14 protein-coding genes are annotated in these 14,411 nt (G+C 58.6%); 9 read left to right on the top strand and 5 right to left on the bottom strand.

Translation table 11 applies throughout. The annotated features are described in order from the left end of the window. Nucleotide 1: 1 nt before the first annotated feature. The gene (locus BJP06_RS06680; protein WP_143110579.1) at nucleotides 2–1,960 is read right to left on the bottom strand and encodes a Rib/alpha-like domain-containing protein; all 1,959 of its coding nucleotides are present in this window, start codon (nucleotides 1,958–1,960) and stop codon (nucleotides 2–4) included. A gap of 230 nt (nucleotides 1,961–2,190) precedes the next feature. After that, nucleotides 2,191–3,657 carry a glyceraldehyde-3-phosphate dehydrogenase gene (locus BJP06_RS06675; RefSeq protein ID WP_070479355.1) on the bottom strand — a complete coding sequence of 489 codons (1,467 nt, stop codon included), beginning with the start codon at nucleotides 3,655–3,657 and terminating at the stop codon, nucleotides 2,191–2,193. A gap of 333 nt (nucleotides 3,658–3,990) precedes the next feature. Between BJP06_RS06675 and BJP06_RS06670 the strand changes: the two genes are divergently transcribed. Beyond that, nucleotides 3,991–4,791: an HAD family hydrolase gene (locus tag BJP06_RS06670; protein WP_071573292.1), complete on the top strand. Its 801-nt coding sequence runs from the start codon at nucleotides 3,991–3,993 to the stop codon at nucleotides 4,789–4,791. A gap of 3 nt (nucleotides 4,792–4,794) precedes the next feature. Here the strand turns inward: BJP06_RS06670 and BJP06_RS12120 are convergent, their stop codons facing one another. After that, nucleotides 4,795–4,971 carry a hypothetical protein gene (locus BJP06_RS12120; RefSeq protein WP_168156190.1) on the bottom strand — a complete coding sequence of 59 codons (177 nt, stop codon included), beginning with the start codon at nucleotides 4,969–4,971 and terminating at the stop codon, nucleotides 4,795–4,797. Nucleotides 4,972–5,010: 39 nt separating this feature from the next. Beyond that, nucleotides 5,011–6,549, bottom strand: a complete 1,539-nt coding sequence (locus BJP06_RS06665) for an FMN-binding glutamate synthase family protein (RefSeq protein WP_071573291.1) — start codon at nucleotides 6,547–6,549, stop codon at nucleotides 5,011–5,013. Between the two features lie 148 nt (nucleotides 6,550–6,697). On the opposite strand from BJP06_RS06665, the gene BJP06_RS06660 reads away from it, so the two are divergent. After that, entirely contained in the window at nucleotides 6,698–7,276 is a 579-nt protein-coding gene (locus BJP06_RS06660) for a DNA-3-methyladenine glycosylase (RefSeq protein ID WP_071573290.1), read from the top strand. Nucleotides 7,277–7,378: 102 nt separating this feature from the next. Then, complete coding sequence (locus BJP06_RS06655; RefSeq protein WP_070976152.1) at nucleotides 7,379–8,032, top strand: heme oxygenase (biliverdin-producing); 654 nt, start codon at nucleotides 7,379–7,381, stop codon at nucleotides 8,030–8,032. Here the strand turns inward: BJP06_RS06655 and BJP06_RS06650 are convergent. Then, nucleotides 8,018–8,449 carry a hypothetical protein gene (locus tag BJP06_RS06650; protein WP_143110578.1) on the bottom strand — a complete coding sequence of 144 codons (432 nt, stop codon included), beginning with the start codon at nucleotides 8,447–8,449 and terminating at the stop codon, nucleotides 8,018–8,020. The two genes, BJP06_RS06655 and BJP06_RS06650, sit on opposite strands and share 15 nt — an antisense overlap. Nucleotides 8,450–8,549: 100 nt before the next feature. Between BJP06_RS06650 and BJP06_RS06645 the strand changes: the two genes are divergently transcribed. The 6 genes from BJP06_RS06645 to BJP06_RS12115 all read left to right on the top strand — a co-directional run bounded on the left by BJP06_RS06645 (nucleotide 8,550) and on the right by BJP06_RS12115 (nucleotide 14,380). Next, complete coding sequence (locus BJP06_RS06645) at nucleotides 8,550–10,454, top strand: HtaA domain-containing protein (protein WP_083433222.1); 1,905 nt, start codon at nucleotides 8,550–8,552, stop codon at nucleotides 10,452–10,454. 14 nt (nucleotides 10,455–10,468) lie between these two features. Beyond that, a complete protein-coding gene (locus BJP06_RS06640; protein ID WP_070362799.1) occupies nucleotides 10,469–11,536 on the top strand; it encodes a hemin ABC transporter substrate-binding protein in 1,068 nt (355 codons plus the stop codon). After that, entirely contained in the window at nucleotides 11,533–12,576 is a 1,044-nt protein-coding gene (locus tag BJP06_RS06635; protein ID WP_070362800.1) for an iron ABC transporter permease, read from the top strand. Before BJP06_RS06640 ends, BJP06_RS06635 begins: the two co-directional genes overlap by 4 nt. Then, nucleotides 12,573–13,352 carry a heme ABC transporter ATP-binding protein gene (locus BJP06_RS06630; protein ID WP_070362801.1) on the top strand — a complete coding sequence of 260 codons (780 nt, stop codon included), beginning with the start codon at nucleotides 12,573–12,575 and terminating at the stop codon, nucleotides 13,350–13,352. Before BJP06_RS06635 ends, BJP06_RS06630 begins: the two co-directional genes overlap by 4 nt. 99 nt (nucleotides 13,353–13,451) lie before the next feature. Beyond that, a complete protein-coding gene (locus tag BJP06_RS06625) occupies nucleotides 13,452–14,240 on the top strand; it encodes an HtaA domain-containing protein (protein WP_070362802.1) in 789 nt (262 codons plus the stop codon). Then, the gene (locus BJP06_RS12115; RefSeq protein ID WP_168156192.1) at nucleotides 14,237–14,380 is read left to right on the top strand and encodes a hypothetical protein; all 144 of its coding nucleotides are present in this window, start codon (nucleotides 14,237–14,239) and stop codon (nucleotides 14,378–14,380) included. The genes BJP06_RS06625 and BJP06_RS12115 overlap by 4 nt, the downstream gene beginning before the upstream one ends. The last annotated feature ends 31 nt before the right edge of the window (nucleotides 14,381–14,411 follow it).

Raw genomic sequence — 14,411 nt, 5'->3', positions numbered from 1 at the left:
TTTATCCCGAAACGTTAAATCCGGCGTTCTTCAACGCATGCGTCACCGCATTAAACGGCGGAACATGCTTATTACTGTCCCACAACCAGAAGAGTAAGACACCAAGGCCCTCAGCGGCGATCATGAACGGCACGATCCACCACACGCGCTCCCAGTTCAGCTCCTTTTGCGTCGCTGTTTGCTTAGGCACAACGTGTAGGTCGATCAGCTGCTGTGAGCCATCTTCCCACGTCACAACAACAGGAACGTTAATCTCTTTTGGCTTCTGACTACGTGGCACCGTAGCTCGCACCTCGCCCGTTTCCGGGTTGATATCGACGTTCGCGTCCTGGTTCTTGTAGCTCTTTGGCAGCCCGTAGTGCACACCAGAGAACTGATCTTTCGGCTTGGCAAAGCCCTCTTGCACAGCGTAGTCGACTGTGTTCTTCCTAGCTAACGAGTTAGCAGTTGCCTTCAACTCGATGATTTGGTGCCCACCGGGGAAGTCAACGCGCAGCTTCGCGGTGTAGGTGCTGTCTGCCTCGGTATCTGCCGGAATCTTTGCAGTGACGCGGCCTGTCGCGCGGTCAATGGTGATCGGAATGCCACCGTCGTTTTCGATGGAGAACACGCTGCCGTAGACAGGATCGCCCTCTGGTTCAGCGGTGAACGCCTTACCAGGGGTCACGATTTGCTGTGCATAGCGCAGCTTGTGTGCCTCGAGTTCCTCCGGGCTGAGTTGGTTCACGATGTGCACAGGCAGTGTTACGTACTCCCTTGACCCATCCGTGTAGCTGGCCAGGATGTGTAAGTTGTAATCCTTATCCTCGACGCCTTCGGGAACCACAGCCTCGACGACCCCCGTGGCACTGTCGACGGCGACGTTCCATCCGCGGAGGTCAGCGTTCTTTCTAGCGTCCCAACGGAACTCGGTGCCAACGGGCAGCGGTTCGCGGGAGTTGAGATCTGCAACGAACTTTCCACCTGGCGCCACGCGGGCGTCATCATAGGAGATGTCCGTTACTGTCTTGAGCAGTGGCGGAATCACCTCAAAAGCGGCGTCCGTCTTCAGCTGGCTGCCGTCGGGCATCGTCACGGTCACCGGAATTTTGACGGTCTCCCCGACCTTGGTACCCCTCGAAGCGACGTACTTGACCTCGCCGGTGTTCTTATCGATCGTAGCTTCTGGGTATGAAGTCTCAAACGTCGTCCCACGAGGCACCGGCTGGTTAATGAAGTCGTAGCCGTCTTTACGCAGCGTCAAGCTCGGTGTGATGCTTGAACCGACAGAACCGGGACGAACGTAGCTAGTTGGGTACTTGAAGGCGTACCGATCAGCGCCACTAGCTGATTCCTGCAACTCAATCCTGACGGCAAAGTCAGGTGCATTCGAAGCGCGAATCTTGACGGTGTACACACCGGCCTTCGTCGTTTCGAGTGGTGCAACCTCCACCGTGCCGTCACGGTAGACAGTCACCCATTCAGGAGTCCCACCGATCTTTTCAAACTCGGTACCGGTCTCATTCTCCTCGTTTGGCATGACCACTTTGCGCTCACCTGGCTTCAAGTCAATCTTCGGCCACGTATAGAAAATGGTTTGCTCAGCAGGCAGCTTCAGCGAGGTGATGATAAACGTGTCTTCTTTGACGGTGATCCAACCCGAAATAAAGCGTGGTTTCTCCGGGTCCTTTCCGCCATAGATTTGGTAGCGGTACGAACCTGGGTCGACGATAAACGCAACTGCACCATTCTCGTTGGTGCGCGCAACGTGCGAAGTCTTCCCGTCCTGGCTCACGAACCGTACCTCGGTGTCCTGCAGCGGTGAACCATCGGTATCGAGGAAGAGGTACGAGCGCTTCGCTTTCCCTTCCGGAAGTTCCTCAAACCCCAGCGAGTTTGAAGTATCGACGGCAACTTCGTCGATCACTTCCGGAGAATCTTGTTCGGCATGGGCATATGTTGGAGCAATACCTGCGGACACAAGCATGATTGAAGTCGCCGTTGCGACCGCGAGCCCGGTTTTACACTTACCTCGACGCACTATTGCCTCTGCCTTACACTTCTTCGAATCACCCATACCGAAAGACGTACGCTTCTAACTTAGTGTATGAACGTCAATTTGCGAACTCCCAGCGCAAAAACGTACACCCCCCAATAACTCATCATGCCCCAGGAACTGCCATGTGCAGCCTGGGGCATGGAAAGAAATGACTACTTCAGATCCTCCGGAACGGTCCGTGCGGGGTAAATGCGCGGGCGAACACCCGCGATCTCCTCAACAACTCGCACTACCTGGTGGGAGTAGCCATACTCATTGTCGTACCAGACGTAGAGCACGAGGTGCTTGCCGGCCGAAATCGTCGCCAACCCGTCAACGACACCAGCGTGCGTGGTACCGAGCAAATCTGTCGAGACAACCTCAGGCGATTGGATGTAGTCAATCTGCTGGCGCAGGTTAGAATCCGTCGAGACCTTACGGAGGAAGTTATTGACCTCATCCTTTGTCGTCTCGGTTTCGAGCTCGAGGTTGAGCACCGCCATGGAAACGTCAGGCGTTGGAACGCGGATCGCGTTGCCGGTCAGCTTGCCCTCGAACTCGGGAAGCGCCTTCGACACAGCCTTTGCAGCACCTGTTTCCGTCAGCACCATGTTGAGACCAGCAGCGCGACCGCGGCGGTCCCCCTTGTGGAAGTTGTCAGCCAGGTTCTGGTCGTTCGTGTAGGAGTGCACTGTCTCAACGTGGCCGTGCACCACACCGTAGCGATCGTTGATGACCTTCAGCACCGGCGTAATACCGTTCGTGGTGCATGAAGCCGCGGACAGGATCTGGTCGCCGTCCGCAATGTCAGCATGGTTGATGCCGTAGACGATGTTCTTAATATCGCCCTTACCTGGAGCGGTCAGCAGAACGCGGGAGACACCCTTGGACTTCAGGTGCTGGCTCAGCCCAGCCTCATCGCGCCAGACACCGGTGTTATCAACGACGATCGCATCGTTGATGCCGTACTCGGTGTAATCGATGGATGCCGGGTCGTTCGCGTAGATCATCTGGATCGGCGTCCCGTTGGCCCAGATGACTTCCTTCTCGTGATCCACAGTGATAGTGCCGTCAAATGGACCGTGCACCGAGTCGCGGCGAAGCAACGATGCACGCTTGACGATGTCGTCGTCACCCTTCTTCCGCACGACGACGGCGCGCAGGCGCGCTCCCCCGTACATCGCCTCACGAGCAATCAGAATGCGGGCCAACAAGCGGCCGATGCGACCGAAACCATACAGCACAACATCGCGTGGCTCGAGCTCCGAGTCCGTATCTACGACGTCGGCAAGCGCCTCGTTCAAGTATGCCCGCAGATCGCTCGCGCCGGACTTCTTGTAGTCGCTGGCAAGACGGCCAAGGTCAATCGATGCCGTGCCGAGGTTCATCTGAACAAGCTCACGAAGCACCGGCAACGTGTCCTCGAGCGGAAGCTCCTTCTCCACAATGCGACGCGCGTACCGGTGCGCCTTAATAATGTCGATGTCCGTCACACCTACCAGCAGTCGGCCAAAAATCGAGGTGACAACGTTGTTTTCACGGTGAAGCTGGCTGATGAGCGGAAGCATTTCCTGGGCCAGGGTCAGCTTGTGATTCCAGTCCTGTTGGTGCGTTGTATTCGTAGGCGTAGACACAGTCATCCTCTTCATGCGGTAATTGAACAATTGGGAAACGTTTGCCTTGGGGGTACATGACACAGCTGCCGTACCCCCAATACAGGAATTATCGTAGCGTGTATTGGTCCATCTTTGTTACAAATACTCCAGCTAAACCAACCGCACCGCGAGATATGGTTACATCAGTCGCCTTAGGTGGGCTTTGTAGTGCAACGCCAAGTAAACCCGCACCCCACCCCCAAAACACACCCCCGGTGCTGGATGGCGGTATTTGTCCAACGTGGCGTCGACAAGCTGGCGCGAAACTACCTTCGGTACCCTGTGCACGTACATCAACGCATTGGAGGAAACGAATCTATGCCTTGCCCGAAGATCATCGCCCTCGACATGGACGGCACCCTGCTCGACGAACACGGGCGCATTCCCGACGCCTTCTGGGAGCTCCTTCGCCTTGCCGACGACCGCGAAGTCCTGGTCACGCCGGCATCGGGACGCCAGCTCGCGACGCTTCGTGACATGTTCACCACTCATCAGCCTCACACGTTCATCGCGGAGAACGGTTCCGTTGTCTTCCATGACGGCCGCATAATCGACGTGACTGCCATGCCGGAGCAGCCGGTGCGCGAGTTTCTACGCGCGTTTGAAACAGCGCCGTTTTCAGCGTCGGCGGTGCTGTGCACTCCCGAGCAGTCCTACTCGCTGCGCGGTGCATCTAAGGAAGTCGAGCAGGAGATTGCAAAGTACTATCACGCCAACACAAACGTGGATTCGCTTGTCGACGTCCCCTTCGAACAACCCGTGAAAGTCGCGCTCTACGTGGACGGTGATGCAGAGCGTGACGCGCTGGCGTGGGTGCAGGCGCACGCGCCTGGACTGGACCACGTAGTAAGTGGCCAGCACTGGATCGACATCATGAGCCCAGCGGCAGACAAGGGCAAGGCGCTGCTGGCGATCGCGGACGCCTTGGGCGTGCCTCAGGAAGCAACTGCCGCGATCGGTGATTTCCTGAACGATTACACGATGCTCCAGGCGGCTGGAACAGCGGTTGCGATGGGCAACGCCCACCCGGACCTTAAGACGGTGGCGGACGAGGTCATCGGAACCAACGCTGAGCGTGCAGCAGTGCATCGACTTGCTGCATGGCTCAGTGAGCAATAGCGCTTACTTTGCGGACTTGCGCTCCGCAATAGCTCTCTCAAGCTCAGCTTGGCGCTCTTCGAACTCCTGGACCTTCGCCTTCATCTGCGCCATGAGTTCTTCGTGGTGCTTACGACCGAGCTCGAGGCGCTCCTCAAGCTCGGCCAGTTCCTTCGCACGTTGTGATTCATCTAGGGTCATGCCCCTATTGTGGCAAATTTTCCGCGCCGAAGCGAAGCGCTACTTCCCTTTCGCTAGAAACGACTCCGCGTTCGCAGATTCCCAGTCCTCGCGCCAGTTCTCTGGGACGTCGCCGTCGACTAGCTGACCGTCACGAAGCCACTCGTAGCGCTCGCGGTACGTCTGGGGTTTCCCGTAGTCGTCGTTGCAGCGAATCATCTCAGGGCGCAGGTCCTTCGGATCTTGCACTCCCATCGCGGCCATGAGGCGCAGCGCTGACGAAACGGTGGCCTTCTGGTACCGCATCACGCGCATTGATTTGTCCTCGACATCCAGGCCACGCTCACGCCACGGGTCTTGCGTCGCGACACCAGCCGGGCACGTACCGAGGTGGCACTCCATTGCCTGCACACAGCCGACGGCCATCATCATCGCGCGGGCGCTCAGCAGGAAGTCCGCGCCCTGCACCATGCGACGCACCAAGTCGTTGCCGGCGGCGATCTTGCCGGCAGCGCCGATCTTGATCTTGTCGCGAAGGCCGCAGCCCACCAGCGCATTATTCACGAACGTCAGGCCCTCTGTGAGTGGCAGGCCCACGTGGTCCTCAAACTCCTTCGGCGCCGAGCCAGTACCGCCCTCGGAACCGTCGACCACGATGAAGTCAGGCAGAATGCCAGTCTCGAGCATGGCCTTGCACACCGAGAGGAATTCCCGACGAGAGCCTATGCACAGTTTGAATCCAACCGGCTTCCCCCCGGAGAGGGTACGCATCTGGTCGATGAAGTGCAGGAGGCCGATTGGGGTATCAAATTCAGAGTGCGCACCTGGGGACGTGAACGCCTTCCCCTCCTCGATCCCGCGAATTTCAGCAACTTCCTTCGTCGCCTTCGCGGCTGGCAGCTCACCGCCCAAACCAGGCTTCGCTCCCTGTGAGAGCTTGAGCAGCGTCATCTTCACCTGCGGCCGCTTTGCCTTCTCTGCGAAGGTATCTGCATCAAATCCCCCCATCGGGGTGCGTGCGCCGAAGTACCCGGTGCCGATTTCCCACACCAGGTCACCGCCGTACTTTTCGTGGTGCGGGGACAGACCGCCTTCACCGGTGTCCTGGTAGAACCCGCCCATCTTGGCTCCCTTGTTCATCGCTTCGACGGCGCGCCCAGACAACGAGCCGAAGCTCATAGCGGAGATGTTCAGCAATGCTGCACTGTACGGCTGGGAGCACTGTGGACCTCCAATCAGCACGCGCGGCGGCTCGGCAGGCATATCTACGGGGCGCATCGAATGCACCAGGGAGCGGTGTCCCTGCTCGTAGACGTTTTCTTGCGTACCGAACGCAGTGGTCGAAGTCTGCCCTTTCGCGCGCGAGTAAATGAGACTACGAGTGCGGCGGTCGAATGGGCGGCCGTCCCAGTCACGCTCAATAAAGTACTGCTGAAGCTCCGGTCGAATCTTCTCGAGTGCCCACCGCGCACGCCCCAAGACTGGGTAAATTCTTCGAATGGAGTGTTTCTTCTGAGTCAGATCCACAGCTGCAACAGTTCCTACCCCCAACGCTGCCGCGATCGACGCTGTTGCTGCCCAGTTGCGCTTGCCTGCCATGATGCTCCTTAGACTAAGTGGCGTGTAGAAAAGCGTTCCTGTGTTCACCGTACGCAAAAAAATAACAAAACAAACTCCAGCCACACTTCATGTGGTGTTTCCCCCTTTCGTTCAACCACCATTGGGGAACTCTCGTTAGGGTGGGGCCATGATTGACTTTTCCCGCCCCGCAAACATCGTCGCGCCCAAACTACTCGGGTGCACACTCACTCATGGCGGGGTCAGCATCGTATTGACCGAGGTCGAGGCATACCTCGGCGAGGAAGACGCCGCCGCGCACACCTATCGCGGCAAAACGGCACGAAACGCTGCGATGTTCGGCCCTCCAGGACACTTCTACGTCTACCTTGCGTACGGCATTCACCACAACGTCAACATTGTGTGCGCACCGGAGGGCATCGGCCAGGGATGCCTACTGCGCGGAGGCAGGGTCATCGAAGGCCACGACATCGCCTATCGACGCCGCCAAAAACCCGACCGCCTTCCCATCGAAGAAGACAACCTGGCGCGTGGTCCCGGAAACCTGGGCGAAGCGTTGGGGTTTGAACTCACCGACAACCATAAATCCGTCTCTTTGACCGCACCTACCGCTCCCCCGGAGTGGGTTTGTGGCCCCCGTATTGGCATCTCGAAGAATGCTGATGCCCCCTGGCGATTCTGGATCCCCGGAGACAAAACTGTTTCCACGCCACGCGGTTATAAAACGAGCAATAAATACAAGGCATAAATCCTAAACTTTTGGGCGATTTTCTTTAGGTAAGCCTTGCCTTACTATTGGTGCGTCAGCTTGGAGCGCTCGCTCCCCACCTACACACGATCGGAGTCACCGATGACCCTCATCGCCCCTGCACAGATGCCACTGTCCGTCGCCCTGAAGGAGCAGACCACAGCCGCACACGCAAGTGCCGAGACCTCCCGCTTCATGTCTAACCTCAGCGGAGGTCAGCTCAGCGCAACAGCCGTCGCCGAGCTCACCGTGCAGTACTTCCACATCTATTCCGCACTCGAAGCCGCGGTGCGCCGCACAGCCACTCACCATGCCGTAGCCCAGATCGCCGACCCGAGACTTGAGCGGGTAGACGCAATCTCCGCCGACCTCACAGCGCTACTCGGCGCGGATTGGCAAAATCACCATCACCCACTCGAGGCAACGTCACGCTACGTTGCCGAACTCAACGCACTCACCCCCAACAACGGCCCCGAGGTGATAGCACACCACTACGTTCGCTACCTCGGCGACATCGCTGGTGGTCAGGCGCTTGCCCGGGTATTTCGCAGCGAATACAACCTCGGCGATAACGCCCTCAACTTCTACGACTTTTCCGCGATTGGGAAAATCCCGCCATATCGTGCGCAATACAAAGCATCCCTGGACGCCATGCAACTGAGCGACGACGAACGCGCCCAACTCATCGAGACAGCAAAGCACGTCTTCACGCTGAATGAAGCGGTGTTCCAGGAGCTCACATCACGACTCGACTAGCCCTCGACACTTGGCGTCACTGCTGTCGAGATACACAAGCACACCCCACACGGCACTTGCCGCCACAAAGGCGGCAAGCACGCCCCCGGTAAGGGTGTAGCTCTCAGGCACCGCAAACAACACCATCAGTGAGACTGCAATCACCCCAGCCCATACCACCCCAACGAGAAGGCCGGAGCGACGATCTCCGCGTGGTGCTGCCTGATAACTACGTCGCGACGGCAGCGCTGCTAGCGCAAGAACTAGCACAATTAACCCCAAGCAGGCCAAGGAGCTTACCCACACATTTCCGGCGCTCACACCAAAGACCACAATCCCAGCAATCACAGCTGCCAGTGCACGCTCCCACGGCGCGAACCGCCCTCGAGGCACCTCTGAGACGACTGGTATGAGCTCGGTTACAGGCTCCTGATCCACTACCACAACAACACCCTTCCATAAGGCTACGCTTACCTAATTTTTATTAGGTAAGCTTACCCTCATTTATTCCAACGACGAAGAGTATTCCTCAAGAACTATGTCTATCCGCTATGTATGCGCGTTGGCCGCTTCTGCCAGCATGCTTGGCTTTGCAGCAACAGCGTTCAGCCCGCTCCTCATTACCCCTCCCCCTGCTCCGGCACAAGAACAAACCGCGTCACACCGCACTGTATCCACGGGAACAATGGATTGGGGTGTGCGGGAATCGTTCCGTAAGTACATCGAAACTGGCGTCGCCAAGGGGTCCATCTCCACAGATGAAGGGGCGACTCGCTCAGGGACGGCATTCCAATTCCCAGCCGAATCCTCCGCGATTACTGGCCCATCCTCCGGACAATTCAACTTCACCGGCTCAGTCCACTTCAGTGGCCACGATGGCTCTCTCGAGCTGACGCTCAGCAACCCGATCTTGGTGGTCAACGGCACTAACGCAGAACTCCGGGTGGACTACAGCACACGGAAGTATGTCGGCGCAGGCGCTGTGGGCCCTGTCGAAGAAGGACAAAAAGAAGTACTGGCCACCATCACCCTTGATGCCGCACCGGACTTCACCGCAAACCAAGTGACGATAAGCGGCCACACCTCACTTACCGCTTCTGGGGAAACTATCTTCGCCGGATTCTACGAAGCAGGCGAGCCCCTCGACCCGATCAGTATCGATCTCTCACTCACGGAGGCTTCGGGTGCCGGACCAGTCCCGGACTTCACACTCGGGTCCCCATCAGGAGACAATAGCAACGCAGCTGCTCAGGGGCACAGTGGCGCCACACGTTCAAAGGCGACAAGCGGACCGGCTTTCTGGCTCGGACAGGTAAACGACACGCTCATCGAGGTCAACGGGCTGTTTACCAACGCCGACAAGGTCTTGCGAAGCGCAACGTCGTTGCACGAGCGCGCTACATCGTCGCAACAGTCAGCCCGTCCCAACCGCTCTTCGACGGCGCCGGGGACGACTGCTTCGGCTGCCAACACGGCCCCGGCGCGCAACCAAGCATCAGCGCCGACTTCCCCATCGAGCAACGCATCGGCCCACAGCAATCGCGATGCCTCAGCCACAGCACCGTCAGGCGGTAATGCATCTTCAAATACCGTCTGTGATGCTGGCACCTCACACGGAGTCACCTCTGCTGAGGCACAGTGGGGAATCCGGCAGTCGTTCCGTACATACATCCGTGGCAATATCGCGAAAGGAAAGTGGGAGCTCCAAGGCGTTGGAGACAGCGGTAACACCTTTACTTTCAACGGCAATTCGGGAGCAGTTGAATCTGCGACGCGGTCGGGGTCCATCCTCTACCCCGGTTCGATCCGTTTTACCGGGCACGGGGGCGTATTGGACACTCGTTTTTCCAACATGGAAATCCAGTTCTCCGGCAATACCGGCCAGCTGATCCTCAACGCGACGTCGAACACCATGGAAGGCGACCCCCGCGACTACGGGCGCATCGCCATCGCAGACCTCACTTTCACGAACCTCGATGTGAGCGACTCTGCGGTAACCGGTACAGCAGAAGCAACGCTTACGAGCACAGGTTCGGAAGCGTTTGGGCAGTTCTACCCTCCTGGCGATCCGCTCGACACAATTCACTTCACCGCTCAACTCGGCGGATCGGCTAACTGCGCCGAAGGCCAGGGCTCCATCGGAGGGGCGTCCTCTCCATCCAACAATGCGGCGGGGGCCGACGCTCGAGCGAAACTTCGGAAGTCTACAACATCCTCGTCTACGCCTTCCCGCGGAAGCGTTCTCGACGAGCATTTGGGGGACGCAACTGTTTCGTCCTCTGATCAGCCAGAAGGCGGAAAGTTCCAGATTAAAAACACCGCGCCCAATTCGCGTACAGGGGCGGATGGTTGGGATGACGCGACCGTCGCGACGCTCTTGGTGCTCATTGCCTCGCTGCTTGGCGCAGGCGGTGCGCTCATCAGATTCGCGGTCATCGGATAGGGAGATATGACACTATGAAAATGCTGCAAACCACTCTTTCCTTGGTTACCGCGACTGCGATAACGCTGAGCCTCGGCGGGTGTGCGGAGTGGGACAACCCAACACAACACACCACCAACGAGCTCGCGGAGTCGCTGCAGACAAACGGGGACCCACACCAGGCGCAAGGGGTTTCGATGGTCTCTGAGATCTCCGAGGTCGAGCCAATCGATACGCCACGGGAACAAGCTCTGCCCGTCGAAGTGACCGATGCGGACGGTTACGACGTCACCATTACTGATACCTCCCGCATCCTTGCACTGGACCTATACGGCACATTCACCAAGACGCTTCGTGGTGTCGGCATGGCAGACAACATCGTCGGGCGGACCGTAAGTTCCTCGGAGCCGTCGCTTGCGCATCTGCCCGTAGTCACGGAAAACGGGCATTCGCTCAACGTCGAGGCCATTCTGAATCTTCGTCCCACCTTGGTGCTTGTCGACCGCTCAGTAGGACCAGTTGAGGCGATCGACCAGCTACGGGCAGCCGGTATCACCACTGTGATGCTGGAGCCGACGCGTTCGCTGGCCTCGATCGCGGAGGACATCACTAATGTGGCAACCCTCGTCGGTGAGCCTGAGGCAGGCCGCCTCCTCGCCGAACGCAGCGAGAAAGAAGTCCAGCAAGCGCTCGACGCAATCGCTGCGGTGGCACCTGAAGAACCACTGCGAATGTCGTTTTTGTATGCTCGCGGCACCGGTGGCGTCTTCTATCTACTCGGGCGTGAAGAAGGAACTGAAGAACTCATCACTGCTCTAGGTGGCAGGGACGTCAATTCCGAGCACGGCATCGGTCAGCCTTCGCCTGCAAGCCCTGAGGCGCTCGCCGAGGTAAACCCCGAAGTGTTCGTCATGATGAACGGTGGGCTCCAGTCCACAGGCGATATTGAAGGCCTCCTCCAACGTCCCGGCGTCGCACAAACCACCGCGGGGCAGCACCGGCGAGTCCTGGCGCTTCCCGACGGTGACTCACTTGCGTTCGGACCTCAAACTGGCGAACTGCTGCTGCGCGCGGCGCACGCTCTCTACGGAGAGCAGCTATGAGCGAGCACCACGGAGCAATCCATGCACGACGCATTGGAAGAATTGTGCTTTTCGCAGCCACCGCTTCCCTGCTAGTGCTCACGGCCATTGCCTCTCTCGTTGTAGGCCAGTTTGAGTTCTCCCCCGGCGAGCTCTGGCCGATCCTTACCGCAGGGCCAATGTCAGCGTCCACACTCGAAGCATCAGTATTGTGGCAAATCCGCATCCCGAGGCTCGTTCTAGGGCTCTGCGTCGGCGCGGCACTGGGAACAGGCGGGGCGCTCATGCAGTCCGTATTTGCCAACCCCCTAGCAGAACCAAGCGTCGTTGGCGTCAGTACCGGGGCAGGTGTAGGCGCAGCAATCGCCACCGTATTCGGCATCACCATATTCGGAACGATGACCGTGCCGATCTTCGCGTTCGCAACGGGCATATTCGTCACCGTGGTGGTGTACCAGCTAGCGCGTTCAGGTGGCAGAGTCCGCGTCCTGAACCTGGTTCTAGTAGGCATCGCAGCGAACGCTATCTGCGGCGCATGCATTTCAGCACTCACATTCATCGCCCCCACCACGGCGCGGGAACAGATCGTTTTCTGGCAGATGGGCAGTCTCGCTGGGGCGAGTTGGGCGCAAACTGGGGTGGTAGCTGCCGTTGTCACCTTCGCATTGGCATGTGCCATGTGTTTTGTGCGCAAGCTCGACATCCTCGCTTTGGGCGACCAAGCAGCCTTCCATGTAGGCATCAACGTCGCACGCCTGCGCATGTTGGCGATCGCACTATCGACATTGCTTACAGCCGCAGCAGTCTCCTTCGCTGGGTTGATCGGGTTCGTAGGACTCGTCGTCCCACATATCGTGCGCACTGCGGTCGGCCCGTCCAATACGGTGCTTGTCCCGGCTTCTGCACTCGGTGGCGCGCTTTTGATCGGTGCTGGCGATATCCTCTCCCGCACAATCATTCCATTCGCTGACCTGCCAATCGGTATTTTCACAGCGCTGATTGGCGGGCCGACCTTCTTCTTCCTGCTGCGGCAGATGATGCGAAAGGGCCATGCACAATGACAGTTACCGCTTCACATGTCACAGTCCATAGACAGGGGCGCGAAATACTCCACGATGTCAGCATGTCCGCGCAGAGTGGAGAGGTCACCGGCCTCATCGGCCCCAACGGAGCTGGCAAGTCTACATTGCTCGCTGCGCTCTCCGGCGATACATCCCTCTCGAGCGGAAGCGTCCAGCTTGTAGGTCAGGATGTATCTGGGTGCACCGCTCATCAACTCGCTCGGACGCGTGCCGTCATGCTTCAGGATGTCAGTGTCGCCTTTTCGTTCTTGGTGCGCGACGTCGTCGAGATGGGGCGCCATCCGTGGGGCACTCAGCCTGACGACGCCACCATCGTCAACCAAGCGCTCGCCGCGACGGGCATCACGCACCTCCAGGAACGAGAGATGTTCACGCTTTCCGGTGGTGAGCGCGCCCGTGTGGCCTTTGCCAGAGTCTTGGCACAGCGAACACCTGTGGTGTTTCTCGACGAACCAACTGCCGCGATGGACGTGCGCTTCCAAGAGCAGACGATGGGCGTCGCCCGCACCTTGGCACGTGATGGCGCGACCGTGATCGTCGTGCTCCACGATCTTCAGCTTGCTGCGCGGTACTGCGACCACGTGGTGTGCTTGAAGCAGGGGGCTGTTGCGGCAGCGGGGCCGGTGGCCGAGGTGTACCAGGACCACATTCTGAGCGAGATCTACGACTGGCCTATTACGGTCCTGCACGACGGAAATCGTGTTTTCATCGCGCCTCATGAGGCAAACTGCTCCCCTATGACAGGTGCGACCTAGCCCCATTACCCCCGGCCGTTGACCAAACCCCAACCAATATTTAAGGTTAGCCTAACCTCACCATTCGGTGTGGTTGCGATTACTCATGAAAGGACGTACATGTCTCGCTCCACCACTCTGGCAACCCTCACCGCTGCCTTCCTTGCTTCTACTGCCCTCGTCGCGCCGAGCGCATTCGCGGAAGCCCCAACGCTCGAGTCCGGGCACGCAAACTGGAACATCAAGGGATCATTCCTGAGCTACATCCAGAAGCCGTTTGCCGCAGCAACCATCACGGCGTCCGATGGGGCAGAAAAGGTACTTGACGCGAGCAAGCTGGTTGACTTCGCCTTGCCAGTAAATGCAAAGGAGTCCAAGCTCACGGCAACTGGCGAAGGGGTCATAGACCTCGACGGCGCTATCAGTATCAACGCACACCACGGTGCGATGGATATCCAGCTGTCTGATTTCAAGGTCGTCATCGAAGGGGCTAAAGGGTTCCTCCAGGCAGACTATGTCCGCAAGGGCGCTATGCCCGGTGCAGAGACCACCACGTTGACCGGCGACGATAAGCGCATCGTCGAGTTCGACGTCCAACAGCCGCTGAAGGCTAACAAGAACAACCAATTCGCTGCGACCTTCACCCCGACCAAACTGACAGAGGACGGCTCCGCGATCTTCGATAAGCAGTACAAGGCCGGTGAGCCTTTCGCGGATTCCAAGGTAGCCCTTGCACTGAAATTCAAGGATGCTCCCGCACAGACGACGCCCACTCCCACGCCGGAAGGATCAAGCCTTGGAACCGGCGCGATCGTCGGAATCGTGCTTGCCGCAATCGCGGCCCTCGGTGGCCTTGCATTTGCAGCGAGCCAGCCAGGTTTCCAGGCGATGCTCGGGAAGCTCGTATGAGCGCCGTCGATAACGTCGGCGGACACATCACCACGGTGATCACTTCACTCATGGCGATCGCTGGCGTCGTAATGACCGTCGCCGCACTCGCCCAGGGCGCAGGGACGATTCTCGGGATCCAGCTACCAACGATTCCTTGATATACAGAGATATACAGACCGCAAAACAAGA

It is taken from the genome of Corynebacterium sp. NML120713, assembly GCF_001875735.1.
Classification (GTDB): Bacteria; Actinomycetota; Actinomycetes; order Mycobacteriales; family Mycobacteriaceae; genus Corynebacterium; species Corynebacterium pseudogenitalium.
Note: the sequence above shows the minus strand (reverse complement) of the source record. Positions and strands in the feature narration are given on the sequence as shown.